Here is a 16,761-nt window from a genome sequence, read left to right as displayed (position 1 = left end):
AAGCGGTGTCGGCGCTACGGACGCTCGATCACCTGCACATTGGCGGCGGTGAACCCGGTTCCGACGCCTGCGATGGTCATAACGTCCACGCCGTCGACGGTTACGATGGCGTCGCCTTCGTCCTCGGTCGCACCCTCGCTGTAGGTCACCGCCAGTTCGGGGGTCGTCCCCGGAGCGATCGAATAGACCAGGATATCCTCCTCGGCGTCGAAGTCGGTGACGGTTGCCCCGTTGCCCTCGGTGATCCAGTCACCACCTGTCAGCGTGTCGGCACCCGCGCCGCCGGTCACCGTGTCGTTCAGACCAAAGATGACCATGTCGTCGCCACCACCGGCATTCACCACATCGCCAAGCGGATCACGATCGACCGAGTAATCCAGGTCTGCCGCGGTCATCACATCGGCAAAGGCCTCGGCCAAAGTCGTGCCGCTCAGGTCCGCCTCGAGCGCGGCGGTCAGCAGGCCTTGTTCGTCGAGGAACCCGCTGGCGATGATCGTGTCATTGCCGCTGTCGCCAAAGATCGTGTCAGCCCCGCGGGTATCGATGATGACATCATCGCCCGACCCGCCACGCAGCAGGTCGTCGCCCCACAAGCCGCTGACCACGTCGTCGCCCGCGCCGCCATAGACCCTGTCACTGCCAAGCGCGCCGGTCGCCACGTCATCACCGTCGCCAGCAAAGATCACGTCGTCACCGCCGCGACCCCACAGCACGTCATCGCCTTCAAGCCCCAACATCGTTTCGTTGCCGCCTGTGCCCGACAGACTGTCATCGCCATCCGTACCGCGCAGGCGCAGCGGATCGCTTGGGTCGGGCGTCGGGTCGGGTGAGCGGTCCTGTGCGACCAGAACGACATCCTCGGCGGTCAGGGTGTCGCCCGCGCCTGTCGCGATGGCCAGCACCTGCCCGTTGAAGCTGATCACCGCATCACCGGCCTCGTTCGGGGCGACGGTGACCTCGGTTTCCTCGAGCGCGTCGTCATAGCCAAGCGCGATCACGTCCTCGCCGGCAGTGTAATCGGTGATCGTGGCCGGTCTGCCTTCGACGATCCAGTCGCCGATAAGGAATTCATCGTCGCCGTCGTCACCCGTGGCCACATCGTCGTTGCCGATGATCAGCGTGTCATCGCCGAACCCGCCCGTCATGGTGTCGCCACCGTCGAGGTCCTTGCCCAGCAGGGGACCTGACAGCGGGTCGTCGCCAGTGGTTTCTTCCAGAACCACGCCGACCAGAACATCGTCTCCGACGCCGCCGACCATCGTATCGGCCCCAAGATCACCAATCAGCAGGTCATCGCCCTGTGCGCCCAGAAGTTCATCGTCGCCATCACCGCCCTGCAGCAGGTCATTGCCCAGCCGCCCGAACAGGGCATCGTCGCCGGGCCCGCCGATCAGGGTGTCGCTGCCCTCGCCGCCATCCAGCGAATCGTCGCCTTCGCCACCGGCCAGCGCATCGTCGCCCTCTTGTCCCAGCAAGGTGTCGTTGCCTGCAAGGCCGTTGACCGTGTCATCGCCCGCGCCAGCCGCGATGCGGTCATCGTCTGCTGTGCCGTTCAGCAGATCACTGCCATCCGTGGGTGTATCGGTGGGGTCTTCCCCACCCGGTGGCGAGGGTGTGTCGGTATCGTCGTCGTCATTGAACAGTTCGATGATCAGCGCCGCGGCGGCACCCAGACCCAAGAGACTCAGCAGCACGATTTCCATCGAAAAACCCCCGGTTACGGAAAATGGCAAAAACATGGCGATAATGAGCACAGTTCCGCCATGTTTTGAATTGTTTTTATTGGGGATTTTCTGGTTAACCGCACCTGTTTCAGTGACAATGCGCGCCTTCGCGCTGCGCCGTTCGCGTTCTGGAAACAGACAGCGTCATCGGGTGATTCGCACCAGCCGGACCAGCGGGTCGAGGCAGACTCTGGTGACGTCACGCGGCATAGCTGCGTCGCAGGATCTGCACGGGTTCGAACTCGGGGCCTGCGTTGCGTATGACGGCAAAGACCTCGCCATCCGCGGTCAGTTCCGCATCGCCGCTGATCGGATTCACGAAGGTTTCAAAGACCGGTTCCGCGCGGCTGGTTTCATGGGCATAGGTGATCACATCCTGATCCGGGTCGAAATCGGTTATGACGACGGGGGCACCCCCACGCGACCAGTCGCCAAGCGCGATCTCGTCAGAGCCGCCACCGGTGGTGATCGTGTCGCCGGCCCCTGCCACGACGGTGTCGTTGCCCGGACCAAGATCAATGATGTCACCCTCGTCGTAGCCGCGCGAAAAGTCATAGAGAAAGGCAACATCACCAAAGGTTCTGGCCCCCTTGACCGAAGTCGTCAGCGCGCCGTCATCCAGAATGCCCGCGCTTTCGACAAAATCATCGCCTGCACCGGCATAGATCACATCGGCTCCGCGCCCGCCCGAAATCACGTCGTTGCCATCGCCGCCGGTGATGGTATCCGCACCGTTCAGACCAAAGATCCAGTCATTCCCGCCGTCACCGGACAAAAGGTCATCCCCGGCGAAACCCACCACAAGGTCCGAGCCGCCGCCGCCCCGGATGGTGTCATCGCCGTCGCTGCCCAAAAGAGCCTCGGGATCATCACTGCCTTCGGCAGAACCGCCCTCACCCCCGATGCTGAGCCCGCCAAGACCCAAAAGAACGCCCATCGCCAACAGAATTGCAATCATCGCTGCCTCCTTGCATGTGAGTGCAGGATGGCAGCACGGGTTTAATCACCGCTTCACAGTGACCCAAGGCGGCGCAGAAATATGTTTAAATTTGAAATAGTTGACAAGACGTCCCACGAAAAGGGGCGCCCGATCAGAGCGCCCCTGCCTACATCTGTGCCCGCGATCAGCGGTTTTCGACATCCACATAGTCGCGCTGGGACTCGCCCTGGTACAACTGGCGGGGGCGGCCGATCTTCATCTGCGGATCGCTGATCATTTCCTTCCACTGGCTGATCCAGCCGACGGTGCGCGACAGCGCAAAGATCGGCGTGAACATCGAGGTGGGGAACCCCATCGCCTCAAGAATGATGCCCGAGTAGAAATCGACGTTCGGGAACAGCTTTTTCTCGGTGAAGTACGGGTCTTCCAGTGCTTGCTTCTCAAGCTCCTTGGCGACCTGCAGGACCGGGTTGTTCTCGACCCCCAGAAGATCAAGCACCTCGTCGGCGGATTGCTTCATCACCTTGGCGCGCGGATCAAAATTCTTGTAGACGCGGTGGCCAAAGCCCATCAGGCGGAATGGATCGTTCTTGTCCTTTGCGCGGGCGAGAAATTCGGGGATGCGATCGACCGTCCCGATTTCCTTGAGCATCTCAAGACAGGCCTGGTTGGCACCGCCATGCGCCGGCCCCCACAGGCAGGCGATGCCGGCCGCGATGCAGGCAAAGGGGTTCGCCCCCGAGCTGGACGCCAGACGCACCGTCGAGGTCGAGGCGTTCTGTTCGTGGTCCGCATGCAGGGTAAAGATGCGGTCCATCGCGCGGGCGAGGATCGGGTCAACCTCGTACTTCTCGGCCGGAACGGCAAAGCACATGTGCAGGAAGTTGGCCGCGTAATCGAGGTCGTTGTGCGGATAGATGAACGGCTGACCGATCGAGTACTTGTAGGCCCAGGCTGCGATGGTCGGCACCTTGGCGATCAGGCGGTGCGACGCGATCTCGCGCTGACGCGGGTCGGTGATGTCGGTGCTGTCGTGATAGAACGCAGCCATCGCGCCGACCACGCCCACCATCGTTGCCATCGGATGCGCATCGCGGCGGAACCCGCGAAAGAAGTTCTGCATCTGCTCGTGCAGCATCGTGTGATGGGTGATCGTGCTCTCGAAGGTTTCCAGTTCTTCGGCCTTGGGCAGATAGCCATACAGCAGCAGAAAGCAGACTTCGAGGTAATGCGACTTGGCCGCCAGCTGGTCGATCGGATAGCCGCGATGCAGCAGCACGCCCGCGTCACCGTCGATATAGGTGATGGTGCTGTCGCAGCTTGCGGTCGAGGTAAAGCCGGGGTCATAGGTGAACACGCCCGCGTCGGCATAGAGCTTGCGGATGTCGATCACATCCGGCCCTTCGGTAGGGGAAAAGATCGGCAGGTCGAACTCCTTGCCATCGAAAGACAGTTTTGCAGTCTTTTTCGCGTCGGTCATGGGCCTTTTCCTTCGTCAATGGCCGCTGGCATGGCGTGCCCCGGGCCGTCCTATCCTGTTGGGTTGAAGACCGGGTTAACCCGGCTTTCTGCCCGCCGCCTCGGTCAGCCGGGCAAGCGTTTCTTCCTGCCCAAGGACCAACATCATGTCGAAGACACTAGGTGTCACGGACCGCCCGGCCAATGCGGCCCGCAAGGGGCCTGCCAGCTTGCCGAACTTGGTCTCCTTGCGTTCGGCAAACTCGGTCATGACAGTCTCGATCACGTCTTTGGTCCAGCTAGCATTTTGCAACTGCGGCGTCAATTCCGCCAGTATACTACGGGATACATTGTCCAGCGCCTTCGCCGCCTTCTCATCCGGCACGATGGGGCGGTCGGTCAGCGCAAATTCAGCCTTTTCAATAAGTTCCGGGAAGGTCTTGGCACGTTCTTTCAGGCAATACATGGCCTTTTCAACCAGGGTTGCCTTGGCGTCCGACAGCGGCTCTTGCCCGGTCGCGCGCAGGAACCCCTGCAATTCATGCAGCAGCGCAGCATCGTCTGCCGCCGCGATATGCTGCCCGCTCAGGTTCTCGAGCTTCTTGAAATCGAACCGCGCGGGGCTTTTGCCGATCCCGTCCAGATCGAACCAGTCGCGCGCCTGCGCGTCGGTAAAGAACTCGTCGTCGCCATGGCTCCAGCCCAGCCGCGCGAGGTAGTTGCGCATGCCCGCCGCAGGATAGCCCATGCGCTGATACTCATCGACCCCCAGCGCGCCGTGACGCTTTGACAGCTTCTTGCCGTCGGGCCCGTGGATCAACGGGATATGCGCCCAGACCGGCACATCCCAGCCCATCGCCTGATAGATCATCATCTGCCGCGCTGCGTTGCTCAGGTGGTCATCCCCCCGGATCACATGCGTGACGCCCATGTCGTGATCGTCCACCACGACGGCCAGCATGTAGACCGGGCTACCGTCGCTGCGTAACAGGACCATGTCATCCAGCTGATCGTTGCGGATGGTCACGTCGCCCTGCACCCGGTCCGCGATGACGGTCGCACCATCCTGCGGGGCCTTGATGCGCACCACGTACGGCGCATCGGGATGCTTGGCCGGATCGGCATCGCGCCAGGGCGAGCGATAGAGGGTCGAGCGGCCATCGGCCTTTGCGGCCTCGCGAAAAGCCTGAATCTCATCCTGCGTGGCAAAGCATTTATAGGCCTTGCCCGCGTCCAGCAATTGACGTGCCACCTGCGCGTGACGCTCGGCGCCCGCGGCCTGGCTGACCGCCTCGCCGTCATGGTCCAGCCCCAGCCAGGCCAGCCCGTCCAGAATGGCCTGCGTCGCCTCGGGGGTAGAGCGTTCGCGGTCGGTATCCTCGATCCGCAGCAGGAACCTGCCGCCGCGACCCCGTGCATACAGCCAGCTGAACAGCGCCGTGCGCGCTCCGCCGATATGCAGGAACCCGGTGGGCGAGGGCGCGAAACGGGTCACAACCTGGTCTGTCATGGCAGCGGTTAACCTTTCGGAAAGCATGTTGCAGATAGCGTTTGCGCCTGTCTAGCGATGCTGTCTGCAAGGGGCAAGGGATGCGCATAACACGCGGGCTGTGGGCGGCGCTGGCCGCGCAGCGCGGGCATCTGTTTCCATGGGTGCCGGTGGTCCTGTCCATCGGGATCGGCATGTATTTCGCCCTCAAGTGGGAGCCTGACTGGCCCCATTACCTGATCCTTGGCGGGCTGGCGCTGACTTGCGGGGCCTGTGCCACGCGCGCGGGCATCGTTCTGGGGCCGGTCTTTTGGCTTTGCGCGCTGGTCCCCGCGGGGACGGTTCTGGCGGGCGCGCGCGCGCAGATGCAAGCCGCGCCGGTGCTGGAGTTTCGCTACTACGGCCCGGTCGAAGGGCGGATCGTGGGCATCGACCGATCGGCCTCGGACGCGGTGCGGCTGGTGCTGGATCGCGTGCGGCTGGATGATGTCGCGACCCATCGCACGCCCGACCGCGTGCGCGTCGCGCTGCATGGCCAGCAGGGTTACGCGCCGCTTGATCCCGGCCGCCGGGTGATGATGACCGCCCATCTGGGCCCACCCGGGGGGCCGGTAGAACCCGGCGGTTTCGATTTTCAACGCCACGCCTGGTTTCTCAAGCTGGGGGCGGTCGGCTATACCCGCACGCCCGTGCTGCTGGCGACCGAGGATCGCCACGGCGCCTGGGTGGCCGCTGCCCGCCGCGCGCTGTCGCAGCGGGTGCAGGCCGCGCTGCCGGGCGAGCGGGGGGCCTTTGCCGCCGTCATCATGACTGGTGACCGCGCGGGGATCAGCCGCGAGACGCTGGAGGCGCTGCGCGACACCAACCTTGCGCATCTGCTGGCGATCTCCGGTCTGCATATGGGGCTGCTGGCCGGTTTCGTGTTCTCGTCCCTGCGCCTCGGCTTTGCCGCGGTGCCCTATCTGGGGCTGCGCCTGCCTGCCAAAAAGCTGTCCGCCGGTCTGGCACTGCTGGTGGCCGCCGGGTATCTGGCCCTGTCGGGTGGCAACGTCGCGACCGAACGCGCCTTTGTCATGGTCGGCGTGATGCTGGTGGCGGTGATGCTGAACCGGCGTGCGTTGTCGCTGCGCTCGGTGGCGGTTGCCGCGCTGATCGTGCTGGGCCTCAGGCCCGAGGCGCTGCTCAGCCCGGGTTTCCAGATGAGCTTTGCCGCCACCGCCGCGCTGGTGGCTGTCTTTGGCCTGATCCGAGATCAGGACTGGCAGCCCAGGGCGAAATGGCTGCGCCCGGTGCTGGCGGTGGTGGTGTCGTCCAGCGTGGCGGGGTTTGCCACCGCGCCCGTGGGGGCGGCGCATTTCAACCAGATCGCGCACTATGGCCTGATCGCGAATCTGGTTTCCGTGCCGCTGATGGGGGTGATGGTGATGCCCGCCGCCGTGGTGGCGGCGCTGTCAATGCCCCTGGGGCTGGAGGCCTGGCCGCTTTGGGTCATGGGGCTGGGCCTGCAATGGGTGCTGACCGTGGCGCATGGCGTGGCCGCTTGGGAGGGGGCTACCGGCGCGATACTGGCACCTGACTGGCGCGTGCTGCCCTTGCTGGCGCTGGGGGGGCTGGTGGTGATGCTGTGGCAGGGACGGGCGCGGTTTGCCGGGCTGCTGCCGATGCTGGCGGCAGGTCTGTTGTGGCTTCAGACCGAGCGCCCGCCGATCCTGATTGCGGACTCCGGCGCACTGGTCGGTGTGATGACCCCGCAGGGCCGCGCGTTGAGCGCGGCGCGCGGTGCCGGGTTCGTGGCCGATATCTGGCTTGAGAATGATGGCAACGGGCTGGTGCAGGCCAGCGCGGCTGAGCTGTGGACGGGGCCGGTGCCGCTGGGGCAGGGCGCATATCTGATCCCGGTCAAGGGCAAGCGCGCGGTCGAGGCCGCATCCTGCGATATTGCCGATATCATTGTGACGAACGTGCCCGAAGCGCCCAAGCTGCCCTGCCGTGTGATCACCCCACGCGCGCTGCGCGAGACCGGCGCGCTGGCGATCTGGCCCGGTGCGGAAGGTCCGCAGATCCTCAGCGCCCGCGATCTGGCGGGCGCGCGGCTTTGGAACGGCGGGGCAAAGCCACTAAAGCCACTGCGGTTTGCGGCGGTCGTGCCGCGACAGACTGCAGGTCAGTAGGTGCGGATCAGCCCCACCAGCTTGCCCTGCACCTTGACCATGTCCGAGGCGAGCACACGGGTTTCATAGGCCGGGTTCGCAGCCTCCAGCGCAATGGACGCGCCGCGGCGATAGAACCGTTTCAACGTCGCCTCCTGATCCTCGATCAGCGCCACCACTATATCGCCATTCTCGGCCACCTGGGTTTCGCGGATGATCACGATGTCGCCGTTGTTGATCCCGGCCTCGATCATCGAATCGCCTTTGACTTCAAGAGCATAGTGATCCCCCTGGCCGGACACCATTGCGCCCGGCACGGCCACGTGATGCGACACTTGCGCGATCGCCTCGATCGGGACACCGGCGGCGATGCGGCCCATCACCGGCAGTTCCAGCGCATGCACCGCTTCGATGGGCATGGCCCGTGTCGGGCGGCTGTCGGGGCGGTCGCCGTCGATCACGGACAGGCTGGGCGCAGGCAGCGATTGGCCATCCTTGGTGCCACCCAGAGCCTCGGGCAGTTTCATCACCTCGATGGCGCGGGCACGGTGGGCCAGACGGCGGATGAAGCCGCGTTCCTCCAGCGCCGTGATCAGCCGGTGAATGCCGGATTTCGACCGCAGGTCCAGCGCTTCTTTCATCTCGTCAAAGCTGGGCGGCACACCGTCGCGCTGCACGCGTTTGTGGATGAAATCCAACAGATCAAGCTGCTTTTTCGTCAACATCGGCAGGGCCCTCGGCTGTCATGCGTTTTTCTTTGTTCTACGCATGTTCCCGTTTTGTGTCAACGGTTTCAGAACAGAGGGACAACATCCACCGTTTCGCCCGCCTGCCGCGCGCCATCGTCAATGGGGCGCACCAGAAGGCCGTTGGCGTCGGACAGGATCGAGAGCAGGGAGCTGTCCTGCCGGTCGAAAGGCGTAACAGTGCCATCCACCAGCTTTGCCCGCATGTAATGCTCGCGCGGGCCATTGGCGGCAACATCTGTGGCCAACACGGCCTGAACGCGCGGGGCGGGCGCAGCGGGCAGACCCGTCATCGCGCGCAGCACCGGCAACAGGAACAGGTGCCCGCACACCATCGCCGACACCGGATTGCCCGGCAGGCCCAGCATCAGCGCATCGCCGATGCGGCCGGCCATAAGCGGTTTTCCCGGCCGCATCGCGATCTTGTAGAACGCGCGCTGCATCCCGGTTTCCTCGGCCACGCGGGCCACGATGTCGTGATCCCCGACCGAGGCACCGCCGATGGTCACCACCACATCCGCGCCTTGCGCCAGCTCCAGCGCCATGTGCAGCGAGGCATCGGTGTCGCGCGCGATGGGCAGCAGGCGGGGCTCGGCGCCGACCTCTTGGATCAAACCCAGCAGGCCGAACGTATTCGACGCGATGATCTGGTCCGGCCCCGGTTCCTCGCCCGGCATCACCAGCTCGTCCCCGGTCGAGATCAGCGCCACCACGGGCCGCCGGGCCACCGGCACATGTGCGATGTTCATCGACGCCAGCAGCGCCATGTCGGCGGGTGTCAGGCGGCGCGGGGCAGACAGGCGGTCGCCCACGCTGAAATCGCCCCCTGCGGGACGTATGTTGGTGTTATCGCCCGGCGTGCCGGTGATGGTGACGTGCGGGCCGTCGCGGGTGCAATCCTCTTGCAGCACCACGTGCCCCACGCCATCGGGCACAGGCGCGCCGGTAAAGATGCGCACCGCCTGGCCTGCGCCGACGGGTCCATCGAAGCTGTGCCCCGCGGCCGCCTCTCCGATCACCTCAAGACGCGCACCCGGCACAGCCGCGCCCGCCGTCACGCCATAGCCATCCATGGCCGAGGCGGCAAAGGGCGGCTGGCTGCGCCGCGCCACGGCGTCTGACAGCATCACCCGTCCGCGTGCGTCGCGCAGCGGCACGGTTTCCGACGGCATGGCCTGGGCCAGCGCGAAAAGCTGTGACAGGGCTTCGTCTACGGTGATCATTCCGCCTCGTAACGGCCTGATTTTCCACCGTCTTTCAAGGTCACGCGGATGCCGCCGATCTCCATGGCCTTGTCCACGGCCTTGGCCATGTCATAGACCGTCAGGGCAGCGGTGGAGACAGCGGTCAGCGCCTCCATCTCGACGCCGGTCTGGCCCGTGGTCTTGACGGTGGCCGTGATCTGAACGCCCGGCAGCTCGGGGTCGAGCACCAGATCGACCGCCACCTTGGTCACGGGCAAGGGATGGCACAGCGGGATCAGATCGGCTGTGCGCTTGGCCCCCATGATCCCGGCCAGCCGCGCCACGGCCAGAACGTCGCCCTTCTTGGCGCGACCTTCGGCAATGATATCAAAGGTTTCGCGGGCCATCGTGATGTGACCGGCGGCGGTGGCCACGCGCGACGTCACCGCCTTGTCGGACACATCGACCATATGGGCATCGCCCTTGCCGTCGAAATGCGTCAGCCCCGCCATGGGATCAGAACCCCATCGGGGTCGGCGGATTGGCCAGCAGCCTGCGGGTGGCGTCGGCCACGTCCTCCTGCCGCATCAGGCTTTCGCCGATCAGGAAACAGCGCGCGCCATAGCGCGAGATATCGGCCAGATCCTCGGGCGTGGACAAGCCGGATTCCGAGATGATCAGGTGCTTGGGCGGCACCAGACGCGCCAGCGTGCGCGTGGTGTCCAGCGAGGTCTCGAACGTGTTCAGATCGCGGTTGTTGATACCGGTCAGGCGCGATTTGAGCAGCGTCGCACGCTCAAGCTCGGCCTCGTTGTGCACCTCGATCAGCGCGTCCATGCCCCAGTGGACCGCAGCCTCTTCCAGCTCGGCGGCCTGGTCATCGGACACGCTGGCCATGATGATCAGGATGCAGTCGGCCCCCCAACTGCGCGCTTCGGCGACCTGGTAGGGATCATACATGAAATCCTTGCGCAGCACCGGCAGTTCGCAGGCCTCGCGCGCCTGAACCAGAAACTCGGGCGCGCCCTGAAAGCTGGGTGTGTCGGTCAACACCGACAGGCAGCTTGCCCCACCCGACGCATAGGCCTGCGCCAGCGCGGCAGGGTCGAAATCGGCCCGGATCAACCCCTTGGACGGGCTGGCCTTCTTGATTTCCGCAATCAGGCCATAGCCGTGCAGGCTGGCGTCGAACAACGCGTTGGCAAAGGGACGGACGGGCGGGGCGGCCTTTGCCGCAGCCTCCACATCGGCAAGCGGACGCTCGGCCCGGGCGGCGGCGACCTCTTCCAGTTTGTAGGCCTTGATCTGGTCAAGAATTGTGCTCATGCCAAAGGCATATCCCAGTGCACGGCCAAGGGAAAGATGCGATCAGACGGCGCTGGTCACTTCGGCCAGTTTCACGATCTTGTCGCGGGCCGCACCGCTGTCGATGCTGGTGCGGGCCATCTCGACCCCGGTTTTCAGATCGCCTGCCGCGTCGGCCACCACCAATGCGGCGGCGGCGTTCAGCAGCACGGCATCGCGATAGGCCCCCTGCGCGCCGTCCAGCAGCGCGCGAAAGGCCCGCGCGTTATCCTCGGGCGTGCCGCCGACGATATCGGCAAAGGGGTGAACCGGCAGGCCGAAATCCTCGGGGTGCAGTTCGACCTCGCGGATCGAGCCGTCGGTTTCCAGCGCGGCGACCCAGGACAGGCCGCTGATCGTCATCTCGTCGGTGCCGTCAGAGCCATGAACCAGCCAGGCATGCTCGGTGCCCAGTTGCCCCAGGGTCTCGGCCATCGGGCGGATCATCTCGCGCGAAAACGCGCCGGTCAGTTGCCGGGTCACGCCCGCAGGGTTGGTCAGCGGCCCAAGGATGTTGAAGATCGTGCGCGTGCCCAGTTCGGCCCGGGCCGGGCCGACATGGGCCATCGCCGGGTGATGCATGGGCGCCATCATGAAGGCGATGCCACAGGTTTCCAGCGCCATTTCAACCACTTTCGGGCCGATCATCACGTTGACGCCCATCGCTGTCAGCGCATCCGCAGCCCCGGATTTCGACGACAGGTTGCGGTTGCCGTGCTTGGCCACCGGCACGCCGGCACCTGCCACCACAAAGGCGGTCGCGGTGGATATGTTCAACGTGCCCTTGCCGTCGCCGCCGGTGCCAACGATGTCCATCGCCCCCTTGGGCGCGCGGACCTTGTGGCACTTGCCACGCATCACGGCGGCAGCGGCGGCATATTCATCCACCGTTTCGCCGCGCGTGCGCAGCGCCATCAGCAGCCCGCCGATCTGGCTGGGCGTCGCCTCGCCCTCGAACAGCACGGTAAAGGCCGTCTCTGCCTCGGCGCGGGTCAGGGGGCGAGTGCAGGCGGCGGCGATCAACGGTTTGAGAAGGTCGCTCATGCGGGCACCTGCATCATGTTCAGAAAGTTCCGCAACAGCGCGTGGCCGTGATCGGAGGCGATGGATTCGGGGTGAAACTGCACGCCCTGGATCGGCAGCTCGCGGTGTTGCAGCCCCATGATCGTGCCGTCGGGCAATTCTGCCGTAACTTCAAGACAGTCGGGCAGGGTGGCGCGATCAACCACAAGCGAGTGATAGCGCGTGGCCTGAAACGGGCTGGGCAGACCGGCAAACACGCCCTGGCCGGTGTGATGCATCTGGCCCATCTTGCCATGCACGATCTCGTGGCAGCGGACAACCTTGCCGCCAAAGGCCTGCCCGATGGTCTGATGCCCCAGGCAGACGCCCAGCAGGGGCGTGCCGGTGTGCGCCGCCGCCTGCGTCAGGGGCAGGCAGATCCCGGCCTGATCCGGATCGCAGGGCCCCGGCGACAGCAGGATTCCGGCAGGCCGCAGCGCCATGGCCTGCTGCACATCCAGCGCGTCGTTGCGGTGCACCTGCACATCCGCGCCCAACTCGCCCAGATAATGGACGAGATTGTAGGTAAAGCTGTCGTAATTATCGATGAGAAGCAGCATAAGCCCTGTCTTTTCGTGTTTTCTGGGGTAGTGGCCCCACCCCTGGTCGCGGTATACTTGCCCGGGCTTGTGTGGCAAGGTCAAGCAATGCCGGGCCACGGGGCACCAACCGGGGCATATTCGGACAGGCCAAGGGGCGTGAAACAGCCCCGGACCGGATGAGGACAAGGAGCAGGCGCATGGCACGCGGAGTCTTGGGTGGAATGCTGGTCGGTGGCGTGGTTTCCGTCGCGGCGGCCGTTGGGGTGTCTGCCGTGATCGGCCCACCGGTGCCGCCGCAGCCCGACACCGCCACGGTCGAGGTCACGCCCGGATCGGGGTTTCAGGACCGGCGCGAGGATCAGGCGGCGGACGTGCCCGCCGACCTGCCGCAGCCCGCCACGGCGACACCGCTGACCGTGACGATGCCCGATGTTGATACCCTGGAGCCGATGTCCGGGTCGAACACCGATCCGGCCGCCCAGCCACGCACGGGCACCGCGCAGGGCACGCTGGCCGCGCCGCCTGCGCAGGGTCAAAGCGCCCGGGTCGAGGTGGGCACGGACGCCCCCGTCCTGTCCATTCCACAGGCCATCCTGCCCGCCGCGCCCGAGGCCGATCAGGCGGTGAACCCGCCCGAGCCGACGGCGATGCCCACCCCGCAGGAGGCAGCCGAGACCGCAGAGGATGCGGTGCCGTCCGCCCCCGAGACGACCGAGCCAGCGCCCGAAATCGTCGAGGCCGCGCCGCAACCCGAAACGCCACAGCCCGATGCGGCACCCGAAGCCGAAACCGTGGCCGAGGCGATATCCGAGCCGGACGACGCGCCAGAGGCCGCGTCCGAGCCGGACACGGTGGCCGAGGCTGCACCTGAGCCGGAGGATGCGCCAGAGGCCGCGCCCGCACCGGAAACGGTGGCAGAGGCGGCACCGGAAGATTTGCCAGCCACCGATCCGTCGTCAGAGACCACCGATGAGGCGGCTGCGTCCGACCCTGATGCGGACGCGGCAGACGAGGCGTCCGCCGAGGATCAGCTTGGCGTTCGCACCGGCTTTGGCCGTCCGGCCACCTCGCTGATCGATCGCGATGCGGCGCCGGCACCTGCTGACGCCGAAGACGCCACACCGGACCCTGAGAACGATCTGCCCCCGCTCGAGGCCTATGCCGCCGAGTTCGAGAACCCCGAGGACAAGCCGCTGATGTCCATCGTGCTGATCGACCGGGGCGAGTATCCGCAGATCGTCGATGCGCTTGACAGCTTTCCCTATCCGGTCAGCTTTGCCGTTGATCCCGCGTGGGAGGGCGCGCCCGAGGCAATGGCCCGCTATCGGGCCGCCGGGCGGGACGTGCTGGTGCTGGCCGACATCCCCGAAGGAGCGGCGGCCTCGGATGTCGAGGTGAACCTTGACGCCACGCTGTCCGCCTTGCCCGAGGTGGTTGCCGTCATGGAAGGCGATGGCACCGGGTTGCAGGGCAGCCGCGCGGTGTCGGATCAGGTGACGGCCTGGCTGCGCGCCAGCGGACATGGGCTGGTGATGTATCCCCAAGGTCTGGATACCGCACGCAAGCTGGCGGAACGCGAGGGTGTGCGCGCGGCCACCCTTTTTCGTGATTTCGACTCAAAGGAGCAGGACGCAACGGTGATCCGGCGGTTTCTGGATCAGGCTGCGTTCAAGGCCGTTCAGGATGGCGGCGGCGTGATCATGGTTGGCCGCGCCCGCCCCGAAACGATATCGGCACTGATCCTGTGGGGGCTGGCGGACCGGGCTGATCGGGTGGCGCTGGCGCCGGTGTCGGCGCTGTTGCAGGCGGGGGCGGGCCAGACGGAATAGTCTGGTCCTGCCTGTCGCTGTCTAAAGGGTCGGATCGACCGCGCGCCAGTCACCCGGGGCCAGTCCATCTAGCGTCCATGGGCCGATACGCGCGCGGATCAGCCGCAGGGTAGGGTGGCCCACGGCGGCGGTCATGCGGCGCACCTGCCGGTTGCGGCCTTCGGAGATGGTCAGCTCTATCCATGTATCGGGCACGGATTTGCGAACCCGGATCGGTGGAACGCGCGGCCACAGGCCGGGCGGCTCGGCGATGCGCACCACCTTGGCCGGGCGCGTCGGCCCGTCCTTCAGCGTGACCCCTGCGCGCAGCGCGGCAAGGGCGGCATCGTCGGGCGTGCCTTCGACCTGTGCCCAATAGACCTTTGGCATCTTGTTTTTCGGATGGCTGATGCGGGCCTGCAACTTGCCATCGTCTGTCAGCAGCAAAAGCCCCTCGCTGTCACGGTCCAGCCGCCCGGCGGGATAGACGCCCGGCAGGTCGATGTAATCCGACAGGGTGGCGCGCGGGCTGTCGGCGCTGCCCCGGTCGGTGAACTGCGACAGCACGTCAAAGGGTTTGTTGAACACGATCAGGCGGGACATAGCAGGTGCATAGCGCGGGTCTGGTGTGGTGAACAGGGCCAAAGCCGGGGAACGGACCTGTCGCGCTATGCCTTTGTCGCATGGACCAGTTGTCCCTGCATCACCCGCACCGCCGCGCCGGACACGGTGACGCGCGGGCCATCGGTTTGCAGGCCGATACGGCTGGGGCGGCCCATGGCATCGCCCTGCCGGTAGTCCAGCGTCAGGTCGCGCCCGAGGGTCTGCGCCAGCAGCGCGGCCAGCGTGGCGGCGGCACTGCCGGTGGCGGGGTCTTCGGGGATACCGCCAAGCGGCGCGAACACCCGCGCATCGATGGTGGCTCCGTCGCGCACATAAGCAAGTTGCGCAAAATCGAGGCCACCGGGATGGTGCGCCGCCCCCTCGCGCATGGCGGCGATGTCGGTCTGGATCGCGGATAGCGCGGCGTGGTCGGCCAGTTCAGTGCAGGTTATCGGCAGGCCCAGCGTGGCCATGGTGGGCGGGTGCGTCTGGGTCCTGATCTGCGCCAAATCCAGACCCAGCGCGCGGGCGATCAACGCCGGATCGGGACGGGCCATGATCTCCAACGCCGCCTCGGTCGTGAAACGGGCCTTTCCGTCCGCCGCATGGGCGCGGATCGGGCCGATGCCCAGTTCCAGCACCATGTCCGGGCGCTGCCCCAGATCGGCCAGCGCGACGGCGGTGCCGATGGTCGGATGACCGGCAAAGGGGATTTCCATGGTTGGCATGAAAATCCGCACGCGGGCGGTATGGGCCGGATCGGCGGGGGGATAGACGAAGGTGACCTCGGACAAGTTGAACTCGGCGGCGATCTTTTGCAGGTCTTCCTCGGGCAGGGCTGCGGCATCGGGGATCACCGCCAGCTGGTTGCCGCCAAAGGGCGTGTCGGTGAAAACGTCATAGACAAGGTAGTCGGTCATTTGAGGCTCCTGTTTGCGCCAGTCTGCGCGACGGATCAGCCGCGCACAAGATCGACCCAGACCGGCAGGTGATCCGAGGCGATGCGCGCGGGACGGGCAATGTGCACGCCGCTGGCTTGCGCGCGCAGCTGATCCGAGATCAGAAAGCGGTCCAGCGCCGCCACCGGCCGGGGGCTGGGAAAGCTGGGCACGGGCGCGACAAAGGTCAGCCCCGGCACCTGCGCATCCAGATCGCGCCCGGCGCCCCAGTCGTTGAAATCCCCCGCCACCACCGTTGGCATCTGCGGCAAGGTCCGCAGCGCGCGCATGATCGCGGCCAGTTGCAGCAGCCGGTAGCGTTTGACCAGCCCCAGATGCACGCCGATCACCCGCAGCGGGCCAAGCCCGGTGTCCAGTTCCACCCGGATGGCGCCGCGCGGCTCCAGCCCCGGCAATTCAAGATGCCCGGTGGTCAGAACGCCCAGTCGGGGGCCGATCAGCATCGCGTTGCCGTGCCAGCCCAGTGATCCGGCGGGCTCGCCCAGATCGACCACCTGCCAGCCCGCATCGCGCGCCATATGGGCGGGCAGGGCGGCGGGGCGCGGGGCCAGACGCTTGTCCGCCTCTTGCAGCACCACGACATCCGCCCCCAGCGCGTCGATCACGCCAAGCGAGCGGTCGGGACGACGGCGCAGATCCAGCCCCACGCATTTCTGCAGGTTGTAACTGGCTAGGGCCTGTTGACGTTCATCTGAGGCGAATAACGGTCGCTGCGAGGGCTATGAAGGCTGAGAAACTGCTGTCTGTCTTGC

15 protein-coding genes are annotated in these 16,761 nt (G+C 65.9%); 2 read left to right on the top strand and 13 right to left on the bottom strand.

What is annotated here, in order from left to right; genetic code table 11:
* Positions 1-14: 14 nt before the first annotated feature.
* From ACFTOW_RS18640 to gltX, 4 genes are all read right to left on the bottom strand, one after another.
* A complete protein-coding gene (locus ACFTOW_RS18640) occupies positions 15-1,739 on the bottom strand; it encodes a calcium-binding protein (RefSeq protein ID WP_379918563.1) in 1,725 nt (574 codons plus the stop codon).
* A gap of 184 nt (positions 1,740-1,923) precedes the next feature.
* Positions 1,924-2,682, bottom strand: coding sequence for a calcium-binding protein (locus tag ACFTOW_RS18635; protein ID WP_379918561.1), 759 nt, complete (start codon positions 2,680-2,682; stop codon positions 1,924-1,926).
* A gap of 166 nt (positions 2,683-2,848) precedes the next feature.
* Positions 2,849-4,144, bottom strand: a complete 1,296-nt coding sequence (gene gltA, locus ACFTOW_RS18630; RefSeq protein ID WP_379918558.1) for a citrate synthase — start codon at positions 4,142-4,144, stop codon at positions 2,849-2,851.
* Positions 4,145-4,219: 75 nt separating this feature from the next.
* Positions 4,220-5,632, bottom strand: coding sequence for a glutamate--tRNA ligase (gene gltX, locus ACFTOW_RS18625; protein ID WP_379918556.1), 1,413 nt, complete (start codon positions 5,630-5,632; stop codon positions 4,220-4,222).
* Between the two features lie 80 nt (positions 5,633-5,712).
* Between gltX and ACFTOW_RS18620 the strand changes: the two genes are divergently transcribed.
* On the top strand, positions 5,713-7,782 hold the full coding sequence (locus tag ACFTOW_RS18620; protein WP_379918554.1) for a ComEC/Rec2 family competence protein: 2,070 nt from the start codon (positions 5,713-5,715) through the stop codon (positions 7,780-7,782).
* On the opposite strand, the gene lexA is transcribed toward ACFTOW_RS18620, so the two are convergent.
* The 6 genes from lexA to ACFTOW_RS18590 form a co-directional block, all read right to left on the bottom strand.
* On the bottom strand, positions 7,776-8,486 hold the full coding sequence (lexA, locus tag ACFTOW_RS18615; RefSeq protein WP_379918552.1) for a transcriptional repressor LexA: 711 nt from the start codon (positions 8,484-8,486) through the stop codon (positions 7,776-7,778). The genes ACFTOW_RS18620 and lexA overlap by 7 nt on opposite strands.
* Positions 8,487-8,554: 68 nt before the next feature.
* The gene (locus ACFTOW_RS18610) at positions 8,555-9,730 is read right to left on the bottom strand and encodes a molybdopterin molybdotransferase MoeA (protein WP_379918550.1); all 1,176 of its coding nucleotides are present in this window, start codon (positions 9,728-9,730) and stop codon (positions 8,555-8,557) included.
* Complete coding sequence (gene moaC, locus ACFTOW_RS18605; protein ID WP_379918548.1) at positions 9,727-10,203, bottom strand: cyclic pyranopterin monophosphate synthase MoaC; 477 nt, start codon at positions 10,201-10,203, stop codon at positions 9,727-9,729. The genes ACFTOW_RS18610 and moaC overlap by 4 nt, the downstream gene beginning before the upstream one ends.
* Before the next feature lie 4 nt (positions 10,204-10,207).
* On the bottom strand, positions 10,208-11,017 hold the full coding sequence (gene trpC / locus ACFTOW_RS18600) for an indole-3-glycerol phosphate synthase TrpC (protein ID WP_379918546.1): 810 nt from the start codon (positions 11,015-11,017) through the stop codon (positions 10,208-10,210).
* 42 nt (positions 11,018-11,059) lie between these two features.
* On the bottom strand, positions 11,060-12,079 hold the full coding sequence (gene trpD / locus ACFTOW_RS18595; RefSeq protein WP_379918544.1) for an anthranilate phosphoribosyltransferase: 1,020 nt from the start codon (positions 12,077-12,079) through the stop codon (positions 11,060-11,062).
* A complete protein-coding gene (locus ACFTOW_RS18590; RefSeq protein ID WP_379918542.1) occupies positions 12,076-12,657 on the bottom strand; it encodes an anthranilate synthase component II in 582 nt (193 codons plus the stop codon). The genes trpD and ACFTOW_RS18590 overlap by 4 nt, the downstream gene beginning before the upstream one ends.
* A gap of 179 nt (positions 12,658-12,836) precedes the next feature.
* On the opposite strand from ACFTOW_RS18590, the gene ACFTOW_RS18585 reads away from it, so the two are divergent.
* Positions 12,837-14,468 carry a divergent polysaccharide deacetylase family protein gene (locus ACFTOW_RS18585; protein WP_379918540.1) on the top strand — a complete coding sequence of 544 codons (1,632 nt, stop codon included), beginning with the start codon at positions 12,837-12,839 and terminating at the stop codon, positions 14,466-14,468.
* A gap of 21 nt (positions 14,469-14,489) precedes the next feature.
* Here ACFTOW_RS18585 and ACFTOW_RS18580 read toward each other — a convergent pair whose 3' ends face one another.
* The 3 genes from ACFTOW_RS18580 to ACFTOW_RS18570 all read right to left on the bottom strand — a co-directional run bounded on the left by ACFTOW_RS18580 (position 14,490) and on the right by ACFTOW_RS18570 (position 16,668).
* Positions 14,490-15,050 carry a pseudouridine synthase gene (locus ACFTOW_RS18580; protein WP_379918538.1) on the bottom strand — a complete coding sequence of 187 codons (561 nt, stop codon included), beginning with the start codon at positions 15,048-15,050 and terminating at the stop codon, positions 14,490-14,492.
* A 65-nt stretch (positions 15,051-15,115) separates the two neighbouring features.
* A complete protein-coding gene (locus ACFTOW_RS18575; protein ID WP_379918536.1) occupies positions 15,116-15,970 on the bottom strand; it encodes a PhzF family phenazine biosynthesis protein in 855 nt (284 codons plus the stop codon).
* 35 nt (positions 15,971-16,005) lie between these two features.
* Positions 16,006-16,668: an endonuclease/exonuclease/phosphatase family protein gene (locus ACFTOW_RS18570; RefSeq protein ID WP_379918715.1), complete on the bottom strand. Its 663-nt coding sequence runs from the start codon at positions 16,666-16,668 to the stop codon at positions 16,006-16,008.
* Between the last annotated feature and the right edge of the window lie 93 nt (positions 16,669-16,761).

This window comes from Lacimonas salitolerans (assembly GCF_042677865.1).
GTDB lineage: Bacteria > Pseudomonadota > Alphaproteobacteria > Rhodobacterales > Rhodobacteraceae > Lutimaribacter > Lutimaribacter salitolerans.
This window is presented reverse-complemented; position numbering and strand designations above follow the sequence as displayed.